The 21,047-nt window shown below is 64.7% G+C and carries 20 protein-coding genes; 4 read left to right on the top strand and 16 right to left on the bottom strand.

Annotated elements, in window-relative coordinates:
- Position 1: 1 nt before the first annotated feature.
- The 6 genes from WH303_RS17635 to WH303_RS17660 all read right to left on the bottom strand — a co-directional run bounded on the left by WH303_RS17635 (position 2) and on the right by WH303_RS17660 (position 7,577).
- Positions 2-2,872 carry a class I SAM-dependent methyltransferase gene (locus WH303_RS17635; protein WP_339520083.1) on the bottom strand — a complete coding sequence of 957 codons (2,871 nt, stop codon included), beginning with the start codon at positions 2,870-2,872 and terminating at the stop codon, positions 2-4.
- A 5-nt stretch (positions 2,873-2,877) separates the two neighbouring features.
- Positions 2,878-4,260 (bottom strand): ABC transporter ATP-binding protein, encoded by a 1,383-nt coding sequence (locus tag WH303_RS17640; protein WP_339520084.1) that lies wholly within the window; start codon positions 4,258-4,260, stop codon positions 2,878-2,880.
- Positions 4,250-5,077, bottom strand: coding sequence for an ABC transporter permease (locus WH303_RS17645; RefSeq protein WP_027011402.1), 828 nt, complete (start codon positions 5,075-5,077; stop codon positions 4,250-4,252). The genes WH303_RS17640 and WH303_RS17645 overlap by 11 nt, the downstream gene beginning before the upstream one ends.
- A 101-nt stretch (positions 5,078-5,178) precedes the next feature.
- Positions 5,179-5,610, bottom strand: a complete 432-nt coding sequence (locus tag WH303_RS17650) for a rhodanese-like domain-containing protein (RefSeq protein WP_021028985.1) — start codon at positions 5,608-5,610, stop codon at positions 5,179-5,181.
- Positions 5,611-5,650: 40 nt separating this feature from the next.
- Positions 5,651-6,667 (bottom strand): M48 family metallopeptidase, encoded by a 1,017-nt coding sequence (locus WH303_RS17655; protein ID WP_445228308.1) that lies wholly within the window; start codon positions 6,665-6,667, stop codon positions 5,651-5,653.
- 82 nt (positions 6,668-6,749) lie between these two features.
- Complete coding sequence (locus tag WH303_RS17660) at positions 6,750-7,577, bottom strand: lysophospholipid acyltransferase family protein (protein ID WP_339520088.1); 828 nt, start codon at positions 7,575-7,577, stop codon at positions 6,750-6,752.
- Between the two features lie 780 nt (positions 7,578-8,357).
- Here WH303_RS17660 and priA point away from each other — a divergent pair.
- The gene (gene priA, locus WH303_RS17665) at positions 8,358-10,469 is read left to right on the top strand and encodes a replication restart helicase PriA (protein ID WP_445228307.1); all 2,112 of its coding nucleotides are present in this window, start codon (positions 8,358-8,360) and stop codon (positions 10,467-10,469) included.
- On the opposite strand, the gene WH303_RS17670 is transcribed toward priA, so the two are convergent.
- From WH303_RS17670 to WH303_RS17690, 5 genes are all read right to left on the bottom strand, one after another.
- Positions 10,466-11,416 carry an AEC family transporter gene (locus WH303_RS17670; RefSeq protein ID WP_339520090.1) on the bottom strand — a complete coding sequence of 317 codons (951 nt, stop codon included), beginning with the start codon at positions 11,414-11,416 and terminating at the stop codon, positions 10,466-10,468. The two genes, priA and WH303_RS17670, sit on opposite strands and share 4 nt — an antisense overlap.
- Positions 11,417-11,580: 164 nt before the next feature.
- Entirely contained in the window at positions 11,581-11,940 is a 360-nt protein-coding gene (locus WH303_RS17675; RefSeq protein WP_021028991.1) for a hypothetical protein, read from the bottom strand.
- A 109-nt stretch (positions 11,941-12,049) separates the two neighbouring features.
- Positions 12,050-12,448 carry a roadblock/LC7 domain-containing protein gene (locus WH303_RS17680; RefSeq protein ID WP_021028992.1) on the bottom strand — a complete coding sequence of 133 codons (399 nt, stop codon included), beginning with the start codon at positions 12,446-12,448 and terminating at the stop codon, positions 12,050-12,052.
- Entirely contained in the window at positions 12,445-13,011 is a 567-nt protein-coding gene (locus WH303_RS17685; RefSeq protein WP_027011406.1) for a GTP-binding protein, read from the bottom strand. The genes WH303_RS17680 and WH303_RS17685 overlap by 4 nt, the downstream gene beginning before the upstream one ends.
- Positions 13,008-13,712 carry a hypothetical protein gene (locus WH303_RS17690; RefSeq protein WP_339520092.1) on the bottom strand — a complete coding sequence of 235 codons (705 nt, stop codon included), beginning with the start codon at positions 13,710-13,712 and terminating at the stop codon, positions 13,008-13,010. Before WH303_RS17690 ends, WH303_RS17685 begins: the two co-directional genes overlap by 4 nt.
- A gap of 272 nt (positions 13,713-13,984) precedes the next feature.
- Here WH303_RS17690 and WH303_RS17695 point away from each other — a divergent pair, with 272 nt between their 5' ends.
- The 3 genes from WH303_RS17695 to WH303_RS17705 all read left to right on the top strand — a co-directional run bounded on the left by WH303_RS17695 (position 13,985) and on the right by WH303_RS17705 (position 17,749).
- Entirely contained in the window at positions 13,985-16,063 is a 2,079-nt protein-coding gene (locus WH303_RS17695) for an ATP-dependent helicase (RefSeq protein WP_312986298.1), read from the top strand.
- Between the two features lie 6 nt (positions 16,064-16,069).
- Positions 16,070-16,495 carry a hypothetical protein gene (locus WH303_RS17700; protein WP_339520096.1) on the top strand — a complete coding sequence of 142 codons (426 nt, stop codon included), beginning with the start codon at positions 16,070-16,072 and terminating at the stop codon, positions 16,493-16,495.
- A 63-nt stretch (positions 16,496-16,558) separates the two neighbouring features.
- Positions 16,559-17,749 carry a phospholipase A gene (locus WH303_RS17705; protein WP_339520097.1) on the top strand — a complete coding sequence of 397 codons (1,191 nt, stop codon included), beginning with the start codon at positions 16,559-16,561 and terminating at the stop codon, positions 17,747-17,749.
- 46 nt (positions 17,750-17,795) lie between these two features.
- Here WH303_RS17705 and WH303_RS17710 read toward each other — a convergent pair whose 3' ends face one another.
- The 5 genes from WH303_RS17710 to WH303_RS17730 are packed head-to-tail and all read right to left on the bottom strand — an operon-like array spanning position 17,796 to position 21,039.
- Positions 17,796-18,692, bottom strand: a complete 897-nt coding sequence (locus tag WH303_RS17710; protein ID WP_339520099.1) for an alpha/beta hydrolase — start codon at positions 18,690-18,692, stop codon at positions 17,796-17,798.
- Positions 18,682-19,080, bottom strand: a complete 399-nt coding sequence (locus WH303_RS17715) for a RidA family protein (RefSeq protein WP_312986293.1) — start codon at positions 19,078-19,080, stop codon at positions 18,682-18,684. The genes WH303_RS17710 and WH303_RS17715 overlap by 11 nt, the downstream gene beginning before the upstream one ends.
- A 27-nt stretch (positions 19,081-19,107) precedes the next feature.
- A complete protein-coding gene (locus WH303_RS17720) occupies positions 19,108-19,563 on the bottom strand; it encodes an acyl-CoA thioesterase (RefSeq protein ID WP_021029000.1) in 456 nt (151 codons plus the stop codon).
- Between the two features lies 1 nt (position 19,564).
- Entirely contained in the window at positions 19,565-20,275 is a 711-nt protein-coding gene (locus tag WH303_RS17725; RefSeq protein ID WP_339520101.1) for an ABC transporter ATP-binding protein, read from the bottom strand.
- On the bottom strand, positions 20,275-21,039 hold the full coding sequence (locus WH303_RS17730; RefSeq protein WP_339520103.1) for an ABC transporter ATP-binding protein: 765 nt from the start codon (positions 21,037-21,039) through the stop codon (positions 20,275-20,277). Before WH303_RS17730 ends, WH303_RS17725 begins: the two co-directional genes overlap by 1 nt.
- Between the last annotated feature and the right edge of the window lie 8 nt (positions 21,040-21,047).

Here is a 21,047-nt window from a genome sequence, read left to right on the forward strand (position 1 = left end):
GTTAACGGGCCTGCGTCTGCTTGAAGCGCTCGACCAACTGGCGCAGGTCCTGCTCGGCCTTGTAGATAACCGCCAGGTACTCGTGGTTGTTGATGCCCCAGAGCGAGGAGTCCATGTCGGTGGTGTGGGCCACCAAGAACGGCAAGGTGGTGACCACCCGCATCTGGGCACGGCCCTGCAGGTAGCTGTCAATGGTGTTGGTGTGCGGGTCGCGGATGGAAGAGTTCCACTCGGACAGCGCTTCGAGCGCCGGCCGGGCGTAGATGTTGTGCACCATGCTGGTCATGCGGTCCAGCACCACAAAGGTCTCGCCGTCCTGCTCCTGCACCTCCAGCACCTGGGTGCCCGGGTGGATCTTGGCGATCAGGCCGGCAAAGATATCCCACTGGCCGTCATGGGCGGCCAGCCAGCCATCGACGCGGGCGCGGCGCTGGGCATAGTCGGGCGGCATCTCGACATCGTCTTCCATGATCTCCAGCTGCGTCGCGCCGGTCTGCAAGGCCTTGCGCGCCAGGTACTGGTAGCTCATCGCGCAGCCCAGCCAGCCGGGGCTGAAGCGCACGCCATCGAACACCGCCACCTCGGACTGCAGGCCCGGCAAGGTTTGCTCGATGAAATGGGCGCGGCGGCGTACGGTCTCGGGCATGCTCAGCACCATGCAACTGCCAGGCAGCGGCTGCTGCACCGTCAGCGCCTCCCACTGCGCCGCATCGATGCGGCCCAGCGCATAGAGGGCGCGCAGCACCATGAATTCAAACTGCTGGCCGCTGCGGGCCACCTCATCCGCCAACCCTTGCTGCAGCTGTGCAGGCGCCTGCGCTTGCTGCTGCAGCATCTCCTGCACGGCCTGCACCATCGCCTGGGCGTCGCCCACCGGCGTCACCCGCAGCGCGGGGTTGTCCAGCAAGGCCGCATGCTGGTGGATATCGGCACTGCTCTCGGTCACCACAGGCGTGCCCAGGCTCAGGCATTCGTACACCCGGGTGGTCTCGAGCAAGGCGCCTTCGTAGTAGTGGATATTGACGACCACCCGCGCCTGGCGCACGGCCTGGCGCAAGGCATCACCAAACAGGTTGCCCTCAATGCGCACCTTGAACTGGCGCTGCAAGGCCTGCAGCATCTCCTGGCGGCGCGGCGCATTCACATCGCCGTAGAACAGCACATCGCAGCTCGGCTCGGCGGGCGGCAATGCAGGCTCGCCGCAGTCCTGCAACAGCTGCGAATACGCGGCCACGCCGCCAATGGGCACCAGGAAGGTGTGCGGGTAGCGGATGCCCTTGGCCTCCAAAAAGGCCAGGTTGGCTGGCGCATAGTCCCAGGCGGACAGCGAGTTTTCCAAAATCGCCAGGTAGTCATCGGTGAACCAGCGCGGGCTGACGCTTTGCTCCATCTGGAAGACGATGCGCTTCTCACCGGGCGGCAGCTGTTTGAACATCTGCGGGCAGACCACGATATACATGTCCAGGCCAAAGCCCTCGGCGGGCACATCCTGCAGCAGGCTCACTTCAAAGCCGGCCTTGCGCAGCACCTGGGCCAGCCCATGGGCGACAAACTGCGTGTGCGCCGTGGCCAAAATGCCGTAATGCCGGTTGCTGCCAGGCAGCAGGGCCACCGCCGGCATAGGCGCGCCCCGGGCCTGGCGCATCTTGCGGCGCAGCGCATGGCGCAGCCGGCGCAGGCCTGCGGGCTCATAGGGCGCCAGCTTTTGCTTGAGCCGGAAGACCACACGCTTGCCTTTGCGCAGCAAATCAGTAATCTGCCACATCGGCGAGAGCTTGCGCGCCAGCGCCTGCATCTGCTGGGCCTGCTGCTCGATCTGCCACTGCTTTTGCGACGCTTCCTGCTGCAAGGCCGCCAGCTGGATGTCCTGCTGCGCGATATGTTGCTGCTGCTGCTGTTGGCGACTCTCCCATTGAGCAGTCAGCCATTGGGTTTGGGTCTGGGCCTGCTCCAGCGCATTCTGGCTTTGCTGGGCCTGGGCCTGGGAGCCTTCCAGATGGCCCCGCAGCTGCTGGCGCTCCAGCTCCAGGCTGCGGATATCTGCATCGAGCTTCTCGATCCAGCTGTGGCGCTGCTGGCCGGCCGCCTCCAAGGACTGTATCTGCTGGCGCTGGTCACCCAGCGCATGCTGCAGCGCCATCATCTCGGCCTTGACCTCCAGGCGCGCGCCTAATGTAGCAAACACCCGGCAGACCTCACGTTGAAAGGCCGCATCACTGCGATCACAGAGGCGGCGCAGCAATGCAGGCTGCTGCGCGCCCACCAGCAGCACGCCCAGGCCATTGCTGTGCGGAAAATGCAGGCTGGGGTAGCGCCCCTCCAGTTCCGCCCAGAGCTGGTGCACGCCAAAGTCGTCGCGGTGCACATTGCTGTCGTGGAACAGCACCACAGCACGCTCGCTCAGTTTGGGCAGCCAGGTCTCGAAATCATGGCGCACCGCCTCGTAGGTGTGCAGGCCATCGATATGCAGCACATCCACGCTGCCGTCGGCAAAACTCGGCAAGGCCTCGTCAAAACGCATGCGCATCAGGGTCGAGAACTGGGTGTAGTGCGGGTCATGGGCCTGGCGCAGGCTGGCCAAAATGCCCTCGCCATAGGCGCCGGCATGGGCATCGCCCTCCCAGGTGTCGACCGCATAGGTGCGCGTCAGCAAGCCCTGCTCCGCAATCGCCTGGCAAAAAGCCAGGTAGGAGATGCCCGAATATGCGCCCAGCTCGACCAGGCTGCGCGGCTGCGCCACCGCCATCAGCCAGGCGGCAAACGGAATATGCCCGGCCCAGGGCGCAGGATGGGTCAGATGGTAGGGCTCCATCAACGCGGCGGGCAGCAACCAGCCATCGCTGGCGCGCGCTTGCCCCGGGAGGTCTGTCATACGGTTCATGGGGAAGAGGTTTCCTGTTTCGCCTGGCCGGCCTGCAGCACGATGGACCGCATCGGAATGCCCAGCAGTCCGGTGGCCATGTTCGTGGACTCCGACTTGAAGTGCAGCGCATCCTGGATCCAGTGCTGCTGCACATGGTCGTGCTGCGAGCCATCAGCGAGTGCAACGTCGATCGCGTAATTGCCCACCGGCATGCGGGGCATGTCAAAACTGAACTCGGCCTGCAGAACCTGGCCGCCGGCACAAGCCACGGGCTGGCCCAAGTAGCTCAAATAGCTGTTGTCACCAAAAACGGCCTGGCCAGTACGGTCCTTGACCACAAAGCCGACGATGGGTGATGCGAGGGGCTGGTGGCACTGGGCCTGGATGCGCAAGACCACCGGCTCGCCCCCCACCACCCAGTGCAAGGGGCGCTGCTGCGTGTCCATCAGCCAGGCGCCGGTAATGCGTGCGCCGCCCAGGCCAAACGAAGGCGCCTCGGGGTTGAAGCGAAACACCTCGATATCGTTGCGCAGCGGCTCGGCACGGAAGAAATCGCGCCGCTGATCATGCCAGGGCAGGCCGGCATCGAACACCGGCGCCGCCGGAGCCGCAGCGGCCGGCCCGCTGCCCTGCTCGGCCTCATAGCAGGCCTGCATGTAGCGGTCGCAGACCTCCTTGGTCGGGCCGATCTGCATCACCTGGCCCTTGTCGATCCAGACCACGCGATCGCACAGGCTCTTGATGGCGGCCGTATCGTGGCTGACAAAGAGCAAGGTGCCGCGCTCCATAAAGCTGCGCAAAAAGCGCATGCACTTCTGGGTGAACACCGCATCGCCCACGGCCAGCGCCTCGTCGACCACCAGGATATCGGCATCCACATGGGCAATCACCGCAAAGGCCAGCCGCACATACATGCCGCTGGAATAGGTCTTGACCGGCTGGTCGATGAACTCGCCAATATCGGCAAAGGCGGCAATCGAGTCAAAACGCTCGGCGATCTGCGCATCGCTCAGCCCGAGCAGCGCCGCATTCATCGCCACATTGTCCCGGCCCGAAAACTCGGGGTTGAAGCCTGCACCCAGCTCCAGCAGGGCCGCGATGCGGCCATGCGTGGTGACCGCGCCGCAGCTGGGCGCCAAGGTGCCGCAGACCATCTGCAGGAACGTGGACTTGCCCGAGCCATTGCGTCCAATGATGCCAATCGTCTCGCCCCTGGCCACCTGCAGGTCCAGCCCGCGCAGCGCCCAGAACTCGCGGTGGTAGGGTTTGGGCTCGCGCCCCATGAGGCGCGAGAGGCGCGGCATCACAAACTGCTTTAGGCGGTCACCGGGCGCGTCATAGATATGGAAGCACTTGCCCAGGCCCTGCACTTCCAGTGCCAGAGATTCAGAGGACATCGGCAAATCCCTTGCGCGTCTTCTGGAACCAGGCAAAGCCCAGCCAGGCGACCAGGCTGCAGGCCAGCATGCTGATCGCCCAGCCGCTCCAGTCCGGCATGCGGCCCCAGATCAGCACGGCGCGCGTCTGTTCAATGAAAAAAGTCAGCGGATTGAGCCACATCGCGGTCTGAAAGCTCGCAGGCAGCGCATGCACGGGAAAGAAAATCGGCGAGATAAACATCAGCATCGTCGTCATCACCCCGGTGATCTGCTTGAGATCGCGGGCAAACACGCCCAGCGACGCAAAAAACCAGCCCACGCCGACACTGAGCAAGACCAAAGGCGCCCAGACCAGCGGCAGCAGCACGGCCGTCAGCGGGATCTTGCCGTTCAGCACCAACAGCGCCACGAGCAGCACCACCAGACTGGCCAGCGCCTGGAACAGCGCCGAGCACACGGCCACGACCACCAAAATCTCCAGCGGAAACACCACGCGCTTGACGTAGTTCACATTGGCCAGTACCAGGTGCGGCGCGCGGTTCAGCACATCCGAGAACAGGCCGTAGACGATCAGGCCGGCAAACAGCACCATCGCAAACTGGGTCTTGGACTCGGGCCCCTCGCCCCAGCGTGCCTTAAACACCACCGAGAACACAAAGGTGTAGATGACCAGCATGCACAGCGGTATCAGCACCGCCCACAGCCACCCGCCGAGCGATCCCTTGAAGCGCTCACTCACTTCCCGGCGTGTCATCTTGACCACCAGCGGCCAGTGCGCACGCACGCTACCCACCAACGCGCGCGCAGAGGCAGCGCTGCCTACACCGACAGTCAATGTGAGACTCCATCCATCATGAGGCGGCCAAGTTTACAGGCTCGGCGCTATCCCGACTGCCTCGGAAGCGGCTCGGTTACAAGCGGCGACGATTACACCGCTCATTGAGACCAGGGCAAACCCTGGTAACGCCAGCCACCAAGCTGGCCACGCTGCCCCTGGGCATTTGCATCGCCCTCAAAGCCCTGCAGGATGTTGTAGGCCTCCAGCCCCAGCTGGCTGGCGCGCTGCGCCGCCGCCACCGAGCGCACGCCGCTGCGGCACAGCAGCACGATCTTGGCGCCGGGTGCCCGCTGGGCCAGGGCCAGCAGCTGGGCATCAAAATCCGGGTTCATCGCCATGCCCGGCCATTGCTTCCAGGCAATGGCCACGGCGCCAGGCACCTGGCCGACCCAGGCGCGTTCGGCATCGGTGCGCACATCGACCAGCACGGCCTGCTGGTTTTGCACCCAATGCCAGGCCAGGCGGGCACCAATATCACCGGCATAGCCATTGGCAGGCGCAATGGTCTGCTGTTCTGCGGTCAAGCTCATAGATACCTCTTCCAAAAAATAGCGGGCAGACCCAGCCCCGCTATGCTGCCCGGTCCCAGGGCGGGGCCGGCATGTCCTTGAGCTGCTGGCGCAGCGCGCGGTGGTCAGGCACCACCTCGGCCACGGTATCCCAAAAGCGGGGGCTGTGGTCCATCACCCGCAAATGCGCCAGCTCATGGGCCACCACATAGTCGATCACGGCTGGCGCATAGTGCATCAGCCGCCAGTTCAGCCGGATCGAGCCATCGGACTTGGCACTGCCCCAGCGCGTCTCGGCACTCGAGAGGCGCAAGCTGGTGTAGTGCACGCCCAGCAGCGGCGCAAAATGCGCCAGCCGCGCCAAAAAATGCTGGCGCGCGCTCTGGATGAACCAGGCCTGCACCAGATCGCGGATCTGCGTGCGCCCCGCACTGGGCGGCAGCGCCAGATAGAGACGCGAGGGCGAGCCCGGCGCCTCTTCCTCGACCCGCCAGACGGCCCCGGAGCGCGCCACGCGCTGCTCGCTATCGACCACCAGCTGCAGCGGCTGGCCCAGAAAGGGCAGGCTCGCCCCATCTTCCCAGCGGATGCTGGCGCTCAGGCTGCTGGCGCGGCGCTGCTGCATCTCGGCGATCTTGCGCACAATCCAGCCGGCCTTGTCCTGCAGCGCCTCGTCAATGCCCGGCTGCGTCACCCAGCGCGGCGCGCGCACCACCAGGCCGTCCTCACTGACCACAAAGCCAATACTGCGCCGCTTGGCTCGCTGGAGCAAGTAGGCCACCCGCTGGCCCTGCAACAGAATGCTGCGGTTGGCCGCAGGGTGGGCCTGCAAGGAGGCTGGTGCTGCGGGGGCCGCAGGGATGGGAAGGCCGGTTGGCCGGGCGACCGGTGCGGGCGGCGGCGCCGACATCGGCACGGGCACAGGCCGCGGAGGCGCTGCAGCGGCAGGCGCAGGCGCCAGCACAGGCTTGGCATCGGCGACCGTCGCCGCCGCAGGAGCCGGTGGTGGTGGCCGTGCAGCGGCAGCTGGCTCGCTACGCTCCCACAGATCCAGCGCCATCTGCACCAGGCGGCGCACATCAACCATGGCAGCACCCCGCTCTGCGGCAGCAGTAAGTCAACAAGACACGCTCAGCGGCGGACACGGCAGTCTTTTTCCTTTATTTGGCAGCGCTACCCGGCTCGGCAGCGGCGGATGCTGCTGCCACAGTTGCGGCAGGCGCCTGCAGCGCCGGCTTGCCCACATAGGCCTCGGGGTCCAGGCGGCGCATTTCGGATTCGATCCAGTACTCGACCTCGGCCATCAGCTCGTCATGCTTGCGGCCCTTGCTGTCGATGGGCTTGCCGACGGACACATCGACAATGCCGGGCGTCTTGACAAAGGCCTTGCGCGGCCAGCATTTGGCCGAAGTCACCGCAATCGGCACCACCTGGGCACCGGTCATGATGGCCAGGCGCGTCGCGCCGGTCTTGTATTCGCCGCTTTCACCACGTGCAATGCGTGTGCCCTCGGGGAACATGATCACCCAGATGCCCTGGCCCAGCAGGCGCTTGCCCTGCTCCACCACCTTGTGAAAGGCGCGGCTGCCATCCTTGCGGTCGATATGGATCATGTCCAGGCTGCCAATGGACCAGCCAAAGAACGGAATCTTCAGCAACTCCTTCTTGAACACATAGGCCAGCGGCGTAGGCATGATCGCGGGCATCAAAAAAGTCTCGAAGGTCGACTGGTGCTTGCACAGCAGCACCACACCCTTGTCACTGCCGGGCTGGCCGGCGACCGGCAAATTCTCCATGCCCTGCGTCCGGACTTTGATGCCGCAGAACCAGCCAGCGCTGTCTGCCGACAGCTTGAGCCAGCGGCGCGCCACCGCATAGCGGGCGCGGCTGCTGGCACCACAAACCCGCAGCAGCAAGATGGTCAGGGTGTAGGGAATGACCGTCAGGCCCATGAAGAGCGTATGCAGTATCGATCGGAGCAATGACATGGATCAAGTAGAAAAGGCAGGGGGACGCAAAAAGCCAGGCCCCTGGCTTGCCAACGCCAGCGGGCCCAGCCCAGAGCCGCGAACCAGCGCAGCTGCGTCGCACAGTGCGCCAAAGGCTGCTGCAAAAATTTCGACCCACGCCATGCAAAACAGCAGGGCGCAGGCGTGGTTGGCGCTAAATCATATCGGAAGCCAAGGCCCCCGTCCGCAGCCGGTGGAACGAAGCTGCATAGAGCGGCTGCATAAGCAGTCAAGAAAACGCTAATTTCTGAATCACATCAAAGAATTGCGGTGGATAACTCAGCCAATTTACGAAAAAATGTGGATAAGAGGCGATGGCCTCCGCGCCCGCTCGGTGCCGCGCCTGGCACCGGAGCAAGCACTTATGCACACAATGTGGAAAGCAGACCCTCTAGCACAATATCCTGGCTCTATCGACAAGATTGCCAGATCACAAAACATAACTCAATGAAAGATATAAATAAAAAAATTTTGTCAGCCAATCCTCCAAGCCAACTGACAATGTGTGGTAATTCTGATCCAGGTCAGAACGCCGATATTTCAACAAAGTTATCCACAGAAATCCAAGTCCTGTATTGATTTTTCTTGAGATTTGCCTTGTGTATAAGTTCTTTGGTTTGTCACAAGATTGCAGTAGGCCCAGATGCAATCAGGAGAAACACCATACGGGCCGGCTCAGGCACCGGGGCGGGGTTTGCCCCATGCAGTGGCGCGCCAGTCGCTACACTCGAAGCTCTCGCGTCTCTTTCCGCCCTCCCCTTGATTTTTCTGTCCATCGCCGTCCACACGCCCGCCTACAGTGCCATCAGCGCGGCCAGTGAACTGCTGACCTACCAAGCTCCCCATGCGCTGCCCGCAGGCAGCCTGGTGCGCGTGCCGCTGGGCAAACGGGAGGTGCTGGGCGTCGTCTGGGGTCCGGATACCGCATTTGCCGGCGATCCGGCCAAGATCAAACCGATCACCGCGGTGCTGGAGGCAATTGCGCCATTGCCTGAAAGTTGGCTGCGTTTGGTGCATTTTGCCGCCCGTTACTACCAGCGCAGCTTGGGCGAGATGGCAATTACTGCGCTGCCACCCGCGCTGCGGGACCTTACGGTCGAGCAACTGGCCCGGCGCCTCAAGCGCAAAAAAACGGCGATAGACAGCGAGATCGCCCCCGACCAGGCGCTGGCCTTGAGCCAGGAGCAGATGGCAGTTTGCGCGCAAATAGACAAAAATCCGGGCCCATTCCTGCTTTTTGGCAGCACTGGCAGCGGCAAGACCGAGGTCTACCTGCACCAGGCCGAGACTTTGCTCGAGCGCGATCCCCAGGCCCAGGTGCTGGTGATGGTGCCGGAGATCAACCTGACGCCCCAGCTGGAGGCCCGCTTCCAGGCACGCTTTTCGGCCCGGCTGGGCGACAGCGCGGTCGTCAGCATGCACAGCGGCATGACGGCGCCCCAGCGCCTCAAGAGCTGGCTCGCCGCCCATACCGGCCAGGCACGCATTGTGCTGGGCACACGCATGTCGGTGTTTGCCTCACTTCCCCATTTGCGGCTATTGATCGTCGACGAGGAGCATGACGCCAGCTACAAGCAGCAGGAAGGGGCGCGCTACTCGGCGCGCGACCTGGCCATCTGGCGCGGCCATGACCTGCAGGCCCAGGTGATTCTGGGCTCGGCCACCCCCTCGCTGGAGAGCTGGTGGGCCAGCCGGCCTGCCAGCGGCGAGGATGCCGGCGGCCGCTACCTGCGGCTGGCCATGCCCAGCCGCATTGGCGCCGGCCAGATGCCCCGGCTGCGCCTGGTCGATATGCGCCAGCAGCCGCGCCAGGCACTGTTCTCACCCGCGCTGCTGCAGGCCATTACACAGCGGGTGGAGCGGGGCGAGCAGGCGCTGGTGCTGCTGAACCGGCGCGGCTTTGCGCCGGTGCTGTTCTGCGGCGACTGCGGCTGGAAAAGCGATTGCCCGCACTGCAGTGCGCACCAGGTCTTCCACAAGATAGACCGCACGCTGCGCTGCCACCACTGCGGCTACAGTCAGCGCGTGCCGCTGGCCTGCCCCAGCTGTGGCAACCCGGATATTCTGCCGCTGGGCAAGGGCACCGAGCAGCTGGAAGAGGCGCTCGAGCGCCTGCTGCGCAATGTGCAGCGGCCCGATGGCCAGCCCGCCCGCATTGCCCGCATCGATGCCGACACCACCAAGGCCAAGGGCGCACTCGAAGAAAAGATGGCCGATATGCATGCCGGCGATGTCGACGTGCTGGTGGGCACACAGATGGTCGCCAAGGGCCATGATTTTCGGCGCGTGACCCTGGTGGCCGCCGTGCAGCCCGATGATGCGCTGATGTCCAGCGACTTCCGCGCGCCCGAGCGCCTGTTCTCGCTGCTGCTGCAGGCGGCCGGCCGCGCCGGGCGCGATGCGGCTTACGTGGCCGCCCAGGGCAGCGCCGTCGAGATGTGGCTGCAGACCCAGCAGCCCGAACATGCCGTCTACCAGGCCCTGCGCCAGTGGGACTACAGCGGCTTTGCCGCCCAGCAGCTCAAGGAGCGGCGCGATGCGGCCATGCCGCCCTTTGCCCACCAGGCCATCATCCGCGCCGATGCAAGGTCGCAGCAGGAGGCCCAGGCCTTTTTGCGCGCCGCCTCCGAGCTCGCGCACAGCCAGCAGCTGCTGGAAGGCAACGAGGTCTTTGTCTACCCGCCGATTCCGTTGTCGATGCAGCGCGTGGCCAATGTGGAGCGCGCCCAGATGCTGATCGAGAGCCCCTCACGCAAGGCCTTGCAGCAGTTCCTGCGCGCCTGGCAGCCTTGCCTGCACTGGCTGCGCGCGCATCCGGAGCACAAGGGCCTGGTGCGCTGGCTGGTCGATGTCGACCCCCAGGCTATCTAGACCAACCAGGTCACCGCCGCCGAAAAGCTGACAAAGGCCAGCGCCGTGCTGACCAAGATAATGTGCGCAATGCGGCCATTGTGGGCGCCATAGCGCCCAGCCAGCAAGGTGACATTGCTGGCGCTGGGCAGCGCAGCCACCAGCGCGACGACCAGCAGCGCAAACGGCTGGACCGGCAGGCCCGCCGCCATCGCGGCATGGCCCAGGCCCAGCACCAAGAGCGGATGCACAAAAAGCTTGACCAGCGCCAGCGGCACATAGCTGGCGGGGGCCGCGTATTCCTCTTCCACCATCTTGGAGCGGGCCAGCACCGCGCCCACGGCAAACAGCGCCACCGGGGTGGCAGCACTGCCCAGCAGGCCGGCGGTCTGGTCCAGCGCCTGGGGCAGCTTCCACTCCATGAACGAGGCGAGCGCGCCCAGCAAGATGGCCCAGGGCATGGGGTTGGTGAGCACGCCTTTGAGCGCCTTGAGCAGCGCCGCACGCGCATTGCCTGCCGCCCCGTCCATGCGCGACAGCGCCAGGCACAGCGAGGTGGTGAACACCATGTCGACCAGCATCGTGACGATGGCCGGGCCGGCCGCCGCATCGCCCAGCAGCGCCACCAAGAGCGGCAAGCCCATGAACCCGGTATTGGGAAAAGCGGTCACCAGCGCGCCAAAGGCGCTGTTGTTCCAGTCCATGCCGCGCAGGCGCGAGGCCGCCACGCAGCCCGCCACCAGCAAGAACTGGCACAGAACATACAGCAGCAAGATGGGCAGGTTCATCAGCTGCGCAAAAGGCAGTGACGAGCCGGCCTTGTACAGCATGCAAGGCAGCGCGAAATACAGCACAAAGGCATTCACGCCCGCAATCGCGGGCAGCGGAAAAATGCCGCGCCGCGTGGCCAAAAAGCCGCACAGAACCAGCGCAAAAAACGGAAAGGTGACTTGGAAGACGGACAGCACGGCTCGATTGTGCCCAGAATGCGCCAGCACAGATGTAGCGCGAGGGACCGGCACTGGCTGGCGCGCGGTCCACAAAAGAAAAGACCGGCCCCATCGATGGCCGGTCTTGCAAGGCCCTGTCTACACCTGCGCGTCAGATCAGAGCCCAAAACGATCTAAAGCACTTAGATCGTCACCAATTTCTCGACTTCCGCGCATTTACGCCGGGCCAGCGCCAGGTTGCTGCGCTGCTTGTCCAGCACCAGGTACAGGAACAGACCTTCCTTGAGCGCCACCGGGCGGATGATGTGGTACTGCGAGCCCAGGGTGATCAGGATGTCATCGATCGAGTCTTGCAGACCCAGCGATTTCATCGTCTTGAGCTTGGCCCGCACAACCTCGGTGTTGCCGGCCGCTGCCAGCTCCAGGTCCAGGCCCGATCCGGCACTGCCCAAAAGCATGCCGCTGCCACTGTCCACCAGCGCGGCGCACATGGCGCCCTCCACCGTCAAAAGTTGCGTCAACGTGTCTTGAACCGAAGCCATCTCACTCCCCCTTCACACACTGGCGGTTTATCGTTGCTGCGCCATACGGCCAGTGCGGCGCATACGCAGATCTCCCACAACAAGGTGCCGGCCGCAGCCAGACTTGCCATCAGACTTTGTTCATCTCCGCGCCCACTTCGGCCGCGGCCCACAGCACGCGGCCCAGGATCGCATTGGTATCGAGAACCATGCACAGAATACAGGGGAACTCGGAGGTGACGGACTGGAACACGACCACGCCGCTCTCGGTCTCGAAGGTCAGGCGCTTGCAGCCGGTGTGGTTGATTTCGCGCCCCACGGCACGCGCCATCGCCATCAGCGAGCCGGCCATGGCCGACAGGCGGTTGAGCTGCAGCTCGCTGTTCGTGCGCAAGGATGCAATTTCAAATCCATCGGGCGTGCTCAGCAGTGCCACACGCACGCCATCAACAGGACCAATAAGCTTATCAAGCGCCTGCTGGCCTGCCTTGACGACCTGGGCAGGGATCAGAGGTTGTGATGCAGTCATGAATTCTCGCTTTGCAGGGACAGCATGGAAACAAGTACGCTCATCGCATCCAGCAGCTGCCCACGGTCGCGCGGGTCCGCTTCCAGAACGGGAATCACCCCATGGCCAGCAGAATACACGCCTTGGGCGAATGTTTCAATTTGTTCTGTTGCGGCCGGGCGTGCGCTCAGCACCAGCGTGACAGGCGGCTGGGGCAGTTGCCCGATCTCGTCGAGGATATGGTTGGTCTCGGCCAGGCTGGTCGGGCTGTTCACATCGGTCATGATGAACACGCCCATCGACACCGACAGCACCCACTGGCGCACAAAGCTGAAACGCTCCTGGCCCGGGCAGCCGCAGATCTGCACCACCTCACCGCCGCCCAGATCGATCTCGCCAAACTCGGTGCCGACCGTGGTGAGCTCCTTGCTGTGGGCCGCCAGATCGAGGTTGCGGACATCGGAGCTGGACATCAGCGCACCGCACAGCGAACGCACGGCGGTGGTCTTGCCAATACCCATGGGCCCGCACAGCGCAATGCGCGGCATCTTGTGCGGCCCGACTCCGCCTGATTCTTGATTCATCCCGGCTTACCTCCCCCTCGTATCCATCGGCCCAAACGGCTGAGCAAACCTTTGGAGTGTAGCGGCTCGCGATGGTGGGAGGGGGAAGAAGCAGCGGAAATGACAGGCATGGCCACGCCGCGCAGCACGCCGCGCCGGCCCAGCTCGACCAGGAGACCACGGGCCACCGTGTTGTCCAGCCCGCTGTGCAGGCACAGCTGGACAATGGAGACCGGTTCGCGCGAGAGCAGCGCCAGCGCGCGGATGCAGGCGCCGGTATTGAAAGGCGCGCCCACCGACACCCAGGACTTGAGCTGGTAGCGGAACTCCTGGCGGGTCGTCGGTGCAGGCTGTGCAGCGGCCTGCACCGATTCCTGGCGGATGACCTTGTTGCGCGCATCCCAGTCGAGCAGAAAGACCGCTGCGCGGTCAAACATGTCGATCAAATCGCTCAAGGTGTAGTCCGCCTCCAGCCGGCCAACCCAGCTGGCGCCATCGAGCATCGCCGTCTTGACCTGCCCGATGCAGACCACGCAAGGTGCCTTGCCCAGCGACGAGATTGCATCGGCCATGCCCTGGTCCAGCACAATCAGCTGGGCGCGCTCACGGGGTACCTCCTTCCAGGGAAGCACCGATTTGCGCGAGGCCACGCCATACAGCGGCGCAAAGCGGTTGCGGCTGCTGGGGGTCAGCAATTCTGCGGAAATACCGGCGGTCTGCATGGCGATAATTTCACACTTTTATTGGCTTAATTAATAGGGTTTGCCACTTAGCCGCAGCAATACTATCGGCATTCTAAAAGCTTGCCTGCCAGACGCAAGTGTTTCTTTGGGGGTTTTACCATCTGCTCTACATTCATTGACAATTTCAAAAAATCTGTGGTTTTTTGTGTAAGCAAACATGTAAAAGCCAAAGTCCTGAATCTGCAGATGCCTGTCGTTGCGGCTATTCTTCTGCGCTCTCCTTCCTGATCTGCAAAGGTACGCTCGCCACCATGGCCGCTGGTCTCAATCTCGCCCAATTACAAGCTGTGCACTACACCCAGGGCCCCTGCCTGGTGCTCGCCGGTGCCGGATCGGGCAAGACCCGGGTGATCACCCACAAGATTGCCCGCCTGATCGAAACCGGCATGGCGCCGCGCAAGATTGCGGCCATCACCTTCACCAACAAGGCCGCTTCCGAAATGCGCGAGCGCGCCAAGAGCCTCATCGGCCGCCAGGCCAAGGATGTGCTGGTCTGCACCTTCCATGCACTGGGCGTGAAGATGGTGCGCGAGGACGGCCATGTCCTGGGGCTCAAGCCCCAGTTCAGCATTCTGGACAGCGACGACGTGGTCGGCATCCTCAAGGATGCCGCTGGCGGCACCGCCGATGTGGCCACCGCCCGCCAGTGGCAGTGGACCATCAGCAAATGGAAGAACATGGGCCTCGACTACAAGGAGGCGCTGGCCCAGGCTGCCGATGACAACGAGCGTGCGATTGCTGTGCTGATGCAGCGCTACGACGAGCGGCTGACCGCCTACCAGAGCGTGGACTTTGACGACCTGATCGGCATGCCGCTGCGCCTGCTGCGCGACCACCCCGAGGTCCGCGCCAAATGGCAGGCCAACCTGGGCCATGTGCTGGTCGACGAATACCAGGACACCAATGCCACCCAGTACGAGCTGCTCAAGCTGCTGGTGGGCGAGCGCGGCCATCTCACCGCCGTGGGCGATGACGACCAGAGCATCTACGGCTGGCGCGGCGCCACCTTGGACAACCTCAAGAAGCTGCCGGTCGACTACCCCCAGCTCAAGGTCATCAAGCTCGAGCAGAACTACCGCTCGACCAGCGCCATCCTGCGCGCGGCCAACAATGTGATCCAGCCCAACCCCAAGCTGTTTCCCAAGACCTTGTTTTCTGAGCTGGGCGAGGGCGAGCCGGTGCGCATCGTCGATTGCGACTCCGAAGAGCACGAGGCCGAGCGCGCCGTCGCCCGCATCCTGAGCCTGCGCGCAGCGGCCAACCCGCCGCCGGACTGGAAGAACTTCGCCATCCTCTACCGCGCCAACCACCAGGCCAAGCCTTTCGAGAAGGCGCTGCGCAAGGCCAATGTGCCCTACAAGGTATCGGGCGGCACCAGCTTTTTTGACCGCGCCGAAATCCGCGACCTCTGCGCCTGGTTCCGGCTGTGGATCAACAACGACGACGACCCGGCCTTTCTGCGCGCCATCACCAACCCCAAGCGCGGCATCGGCCACACCACCTTGGGGCGCCTGGGCGAATTCTCCAAGGCCCACCGCTGCAGCATGTTTGGTGCGCTGTTCAATGCCATGCTGGAAGACGCGATGCCCGCCAAGGGCCGCGAGAGCCTGCTGGAGTTTGGCCGCTATATCAATGACCTGGAATACCGCGCCCGCCAGACACGCGGGGCCGAGCAATCGCTGGCCTTTCTGCTCGATTGGCTCAAGGAGATCGGCTACGAGCAGCACCTCTATGACGCCGAAGACAGCGAGAAGGTCGCCGCCGCCCGCTGGACCAATGTACTGGAGTTCTGCGACTGGATGGCCCAGCGCGCCGGCGGCCAGACCACTACAGCGGCCGACACAACGACGGTGAGCGAGTCCAAGAGCCTGCTCGAAGTCTCGCAGACCATCGCCCTGCTCTCGACCATCAGCGAGCGCGAAAAGGAGCAGGACATGGTGATCCTCTCCACCCTGCATGCCAGCAAGGGGCTGGAATGGCCCCATGTGATGCTGATCGGCGTCAACGAAGGGCTGCTGCCCTTCAAGCTCGACGACGATGATGGCCGCCAGCAAAAGGTCAGCGACGATACCGCGCAGCGCCTGCAGGAAGAGCGCCGCCTGATGTACGTGGGTATCACGCGGGCCCAGCGCTCGCTGGCCGTGAGCTGGACCAAGCGGCGCAAAAAGGGCCGCGAGCTGGTCTCCGCCCTGCCCAGCCGCTTTATTGCCGAGATGGGCCTGGACAGCAGCACCGCCCGCGAAGACCCGCGCGAGAAACTGCGCCAGCTGCGCGAAGAGTTCGCGCGCAAGGCCCAGAGCACCGCTGCCGCCAGCCCCGATCCCCTCTGACTATCCATGACCAAGACCCTGATCCTGACCGCTTTTTGCGCAGCGCTGAGCAGCGCCTGCACCAGCCCCCCCGCACCCCGCCCCGCCTGCCCCAGCGCGCTGCAGATGGAGCAGCCCGAGCTGCTGGGCCACTGGCAGGCCGAGCTGCCCGGCCTGCTCGGGCCCGTCACCCTGCAGCTGGCCCCCCACCCCGAATGGAACGGCACCGTCAAAGGCCAGATCCAGCGGCCCGGCAGCACGGCCATCGTCGTTGGTGATGTGGACAAGGGCAAGCTGACGATGGAAGAGTCGGCCGATGGCAAAAAGGTCTCGGGCACCTGGCTGGGCGAGGTGGTCGACGGCAGCTGCGGCCGCGAGATCAGGGGCGAATGGTTGGATGCGAACGACAACAGCCACGCCTTCGTCATGCGCAAGCCATCGAAAACGCCCTAATCGCCGCAATAATGGGCATCCTCGCAGCCGTCCCAGCCACGCGTCCTACCTTCCTCCTCGACCATGACAACAACGAAATTTCTGCGCTCGCCAGCACCGCTGGCGGCGAGCCTGCTGATGGCCGGTCTGCCGCTGGGCAGCTTTGCGCAAACCCCTGCCAGCGCCAGCGCCACAACGGCCACGGTGTGGCAGCAGTGCACGGCGCTCAGCGACGGCCCCGCCCGCCTGGCCTGTTTTGACCAATGGGCCCAGCAGCAGTCGCAGCAGCCCCTGGTCAGCCAACAGGCGCAGCCAGCGGCCGCCGCGCCCGCCGCCTCGGCCAACGCCATGGTCGGCCTGACCCCGCCAGCTGGCGCCCTCGCCGCTGCCGATGCGCCCGCCCCGATTGGTGGCTGCCGCGATGACGCCTACACCGAGATGTCGCGCTTTTGGGAGCTGGAAGCGGGCACCGATTGCGGCCAGTTCAGCTTCCGTGGCTACCGCCCACTGTCGGTGTCGGTGGCCGTCGGCGACAAGGTCAACCGCCAGCCCAGCTCGCTCAATCCGGTCAATTCGGCCACCACCGAGACCGATTACCAGCGTCAGGAGATGCGCATCCAGCTGTCGGTGCGCACCAAGCTGGCGCAAAACCTGCTCACCGACCCCAATGGCAAGCTGCGTGATTCGCTGTGGATTGGCTACACCGGCCTGTCCTACTGGCAGGTGTTCAACTCGGACCTCTCGCGCCCCTTCCGCACGACCGACCACCAGCCCGAGATCTTCTACGTCTACCCGACCACCGCCCAGCTGCCCTTTGGCTGGCGCTGGCGCTACAGCGGTATTGGCCTGGAGCACCAGTCCAACGGCCAGAGCGACCCGCTCTCGCGCAGCTGGAACCGCACCTACCTGATGACCGGGTTTGAGCTGGACAACCGCTGGCAGCTGCAGGCCAAGATCTGGCACCGCATCAACGAGAGCGCGGAAGACGACAACAACCCCAATATCCAGAACTACATCGGCCGCAGCGAGCTGAAACTGGGCTGGAACGTCAACCAGCGCAACTGGATGGGCGTGACCGCACGCGGCTCGCTCAACGGCCATGGCAAGGGTTCTGGCCGCGTCGAATGGATGCATACCCTGGGTGATGGCTGGATGGGCGGCAAGAGCAACCTGCGCCTGCATGCCCAGCTCTTCCACGGCTATGGCGACAGCCTGATCGACTACAACTACAAGCGGACTGTGTTCTCGCTGGGCTTCAGCCTGCTGGACTTTTAAACAGGACGTCTGCTCAGCAGACGTTTCCCGCTGCCCGAGAGGATCTTTAGGCAGACAGCCGCAGCAGGCGCTGGCACAGATCCGACTGCGGATCCTCCAGCCCATGGAGCACCGTGAAATGGTCGCAGCCGGGCAGCGCCGCCTGCTCGGCCACATTGCCCGCCGCCTGCCAGGCGCTGTGCATCAGCAGCGACTGGCGCTCAAACTCGCTTTGTTCGCGCCCGCCCCAGACCAGGTGCATGGGGGTGGCGCAGCGTCTGGCCGCAAACGCAGGCGAGTTGCGCGCAACCAGCCCGTCGTCGAGCTGGATCAGCGGCTGCAGGTAGCTGTAGCGCAGCGGCGCGATATCGTAGAGGCCGCTGATCAGCAGCGCGCCGCGCAGCGGGTCATCGGGCAGGCCATAGTCGCGCTCCCAGGGCGTTTGCAGGCACATCGCAGCCAACTGGCCACCAGCAGAATGCCCGCCCACCACCACCCTTGCCGGGTCGCCGCCATAGGCCTCGATATGGCGCAGCACCCAGGCCAGGCTGGCGCGGCACTGGCGCACGATTTCGTCGATGCTGACCTGCGGGCACAAGGCATAGTTCACCACCACGGTGCAAAAGCCCAGCGCCTGCGGGCCGAAGGCGACGCAGCTGAACTCCTTGGAGGTGTTGGCCCGCCAGTAGCCACCATGCAGATAGACAAACACGGGCGCCGCCGCGCCGCCCTCGGCCGGGAAGATATCCAGCGTCTCGGCCAGAGTCGGGCCAAACGGCACATCCAGCGTGCAGCGCAGCCCCCTACGCGCCTGGGCACTGCGCTCGGCAAAATGCTGGCGCGCGGCAGCCGGGTCGGCCACCGGGCGCAGCGGGTCGTACTGTGCATCAATCTGCGCCTGCGATTCAAAATCGCGGTACAGCTTGAAAGGCCCGGGCGCAGCCATGGCCGGGTCAGCCGGCATCGGGCACCACGGCGGTGACCTCGATCTCCACCTTGGCGCGGTCCTCGATCAAGGCCACCACCTGCACTGCGGTCATCGCGGCGTTGAAACTGCCGATCAGCTCGCGGTAGGCCTTGCCGATCTCCGCCTGCTGGGCCATATAGGCCTCTTTGTCGGTGATGTACCAGGTCATGCGCACGATATGCTCGGGCCGGGCGCCGCCCTCTTCGAGCACCGCCACAATGTTCTGCAGCGCCTGGCGCACCTGGCCGGCCAGGTCGTCGGTGTGGAACACCCCTTGCGCATCCCAGCCGATCATGCCGGCGACAAAAATCTGCCGGCCGCTGACCATCACGCCATTGGCATAGCCCTTGGGCCGGGGCCAACCCTGGGGAAGTAGTACTTGCATGAGACGATTCCTTCTAAAAACCAAGCATTATTGAAAGCGCTCACCGGCCAGCCAGGCCGCCATGCGGCGGTGGATGGCTGGCGGTATGCGGATGGCCTCGTGGCTGTCCAGGCTGGTGAACACCAGCGCCTGGTGGGCCAGTGCCCGCACCTGGCCATCGTCGCCCACACAGCGCAGCGCCAGCTGCAGCGAGCGGCTGCCCAGCCGCAGCACGGCCAGCTCCAGCTGCACCGCATCGCCCATGCGGGCAATGGCACGAAAATCACAGGCCAGATGCACGATGGGTAGACCCGTGCGCTCGGGCCCCAGCATCTGGGCATAGGGGTGGTGCAGCGCCTGGTTGAACCAGTCCTCGACCAGCGACTGGAACAGCACCAGGTACTGCGGATAAAACACAATGCCGGCCGGATCGCACTGCGCAAAACGGATGCCGGTGGCCACGCGGAAAACGGGGCCGGCCTCAGGCCAGGTCAGGGCTGCCATGTCAGACCCCGATATAGCGCTGCCACAGCGCGGGCTGCGCCTCCAGCTGGGCCGAGCTGCCCTGCCATACCACCTGGCCGCGCTCGATCAAGGTGTGCTGGTCGGCCAGCGCCATCAGCCGCTTGACGTATTTGTCGATCACCAAAATCGCCTGGCCCTGCGCGCGCAAGGCCGCCAGGCACTGCCAGATCTCCTCGCGGATCAGCGGCGCCAGGCCTTCGGTCGCCTCGTCCAGGATCAGCAGATGCGGGTTGGTCATCAGCGCCCGGCCAATGGCCAGCATCTGCTGCTCGCCGCCCGAGAGCCGGTTGCCCGGGTTACCGGCGCGCTCGGCCAGGCGCGGGAACAGCTGGTAGACACGGTCCAGCGACCAGGGGTTCTCCGAGGCATTGCGGTTGGCCGCAAAGGCCTGCAGGTTTTCCTGCACCGTCAGGTTGGCAAAGATCTGCCGGCCCTCGGGCACCACGGCCATGCCCATGCGGGCGATGCGGTCGGCAGGCAGGTGCTCGATGCGCTCGCCGCGAAACCGCACGCTGCCCGCCGATGCCGGTGTCATGCCCAGCAGGCTGCGCACCGTGGTGGTCTTGCCCATGCCATTGCGCCCCAGCAAGGTCGCAACCTCGCCCGCCGCCATGCGCAGATGGATGCCAAACAGCACCTGGCTGCTGCCGTAGCAGGTCTCCAAGGCTTCCACTTCCAGCAAAGTGCTCATCAGGCGGCCTCCTCTGCGGCTTCATCACCCAGGTAGGCGCGCCGCACATCCGGGTTGCGCCGAATCTCATCGGGCGTGCCCGTCGCGATCACCTTGCCAAACACCAGCGTCGAGATGCGGTCGGCCAGGCGGAAGACCGCGTCCATGTCGTGCTCCACCAGCAGGATCGTCGTGTCCTGGCGCAGCTGCAGCAGCAGCTGCACCATGCGCTCGGATTCGTCCGGCCCCATGCCCGCCATCGGCTCATCGAGCAGCAGCATGCGCGGCCGCGTGGCCAGCGCCAGTGCCACCTCCAGCTGGCGCTGCTCGCCATGCGCCAGCAGACCGGCGGTTTGCTGCAACTGCGCAGCCAGGCCCACGCGCTCGGCCACCTCGGCGGCCTGCGCATAGCGCGCGCTCTCGCTGCGTGCGGGCCGCCAAAAGCGCCAGCTCGATCCATCGCGTGCCTGCACACCCAGCGCAATGTTCTCCAGCACCGTCAGGCGCTTGAAGATGCTGGTGATCTGGTAGGAGCGCACCAGGCCGGCCTGCACCCGCGCGGGCATGGGCTTGCGCTCCACCGCCTCACCGGCAAACAGGATCTGCCCTTCGTCAGGCACGAGCGCCCCCGACAGCTGGTGGATCAAGGTCGTCTTGCCCGCGCCGTTCGGCCCGATCAGCGCATGGATCTGGCCAGCCTGCACCGCAAAGCTGGCATGGTCGGTGGCGGTGAGGCCGCCGAAGCGCTTGACCAGGTTCTGCACCTGCAACAAAGGGGTTGGCATCTTGGCCG

Source organism: Comamonas sp. MYb69, from assembly GCF_037479315.1.
In the GTDB taxonomy this organism is placed as follows: domain Bacteria; phylum Pseudomonadota; class Gammaproteobacteria; order Burkholderiales; family Burkholderiaceae_C; genus Comamonas.

Excerpts from the sequence above, each read along its gene's own strand:
- WH303_RS17635 (WP_339520083.1), bottom strand. The coding sequence starts at position 2,872 with ATGACAGACCTCCCGGGGCAAGCGCGCGCCAGCGATGGCTGGTTGCTG.
- WH303_RS17640 (WP_339520084.1), bottom strand. The coding sequence starts at position 4,260 with ATGTCCTCTGAATCTCTGGCACTGGAAGTGCAGGGCCTGGGCAAGTGC.
- WH303_RS17650 (WP_021028985.1), bottom strand. The coding sequence starts at position 5,610 with ATGAGCTTGACCGCAGAACAGCAGACCATTGCGCCTGCCAATGGCTAT.
- WH303_RS17660 (WP_339520088.1), bottom strand. The coding sequence starts at position 7,577 with ATGTCATTGCTCCGATCGATACTGCATACGCTCTTCATGGGCCTGACG.
- WH303_RS17675 (WP_021028991.1), bottom strand. The coding sequence starts at position 11,940 with ATGGCTTCGGTTCAAGACACGTTGACGCAACTTTTGACGGTGGAGGGC.
- WH303_RS17680 (WP_021028992.1), bottom strand. The coding sequence starts at position 12,448 with ATGACTGCATCACAACCTCTGATCCCTGCCCAGGTCGTCAAGGCAGGC.
- WH303_RS17685 (WP_027011406.1), bottom strand. The coding sequence starts at position 13,011 with ATGAATCAAGAATCAGGCGGAGTCGGGCCGCACAAGATGCCGCGCATT.
- WH303_RS17690 (WP_339520092.1), bottom strand. The coding sequence starts at position 13,712 with ATGCAGACCGCCGGTATTTCCGCAGAATTGCTGACCCCCAGCAGCCGC.
- WH303_RS17695 (WP_312986298.1), top strand. The coding sequence starts at position 13,985 with ATGGCCGCTGGTCTCAATCTCGCCCAATTACAAGCTGTGCACTACACC.
- WH303_RS17700 (WP_339520096.1), top strand. The coding sequence starts at position 16,070 with ATGACCAAGACCCTGATCCTGACCGCTTTTTGCGCAGCGCTGAGCAGC.
- WH303_RS17705 (WP_339520097.1), top strand. The coding sequence starts at position 16,559 with ATGACAACAACGAAATTTCTGCGCTCGCCAGCACCGCTGGCGGCGAGC.
- WH303_RS17710 (WP_339520099.1), bottom strand. The coding sequence starts at position 18,692 with ATGCCGGCTGACCCGGCCATGGCTGCGCCCGGGCCTTTCAAGCTGTAC.
- WH303_RS17715 (WP_312986293.1), bottom strand. The coding sequence starts at position 19,080 with ATGCAAGTACTACTTCCCCAGGGTTGGCCCCGGCCCAAGGGCTATGCC.
- WH303_RS17720 (WP_021029000.1), bottom strand. The coding sequence starts at position 19,563 with ATGGCAGCCCTGACCTGGCCTGAGGCCGGCCCCGTTTTCCGCGTGGCC.
- WH303_RS17725 (WP_339520101.1), bottom strand. The coding sequence starts at position 20,275 with ATGAGCACTTTGCTGGAAGTGGAAGCCTTGGAGACCTGCTACGGCAGC.
- WH303_RS17730 (WP_339520103.1), bottom strand. The coding sequence starts at position 21,039 with ATGCCAACCCCTTTGTTGCAGGTGCAGAACCTGGTCAAGCGCTTCGGC.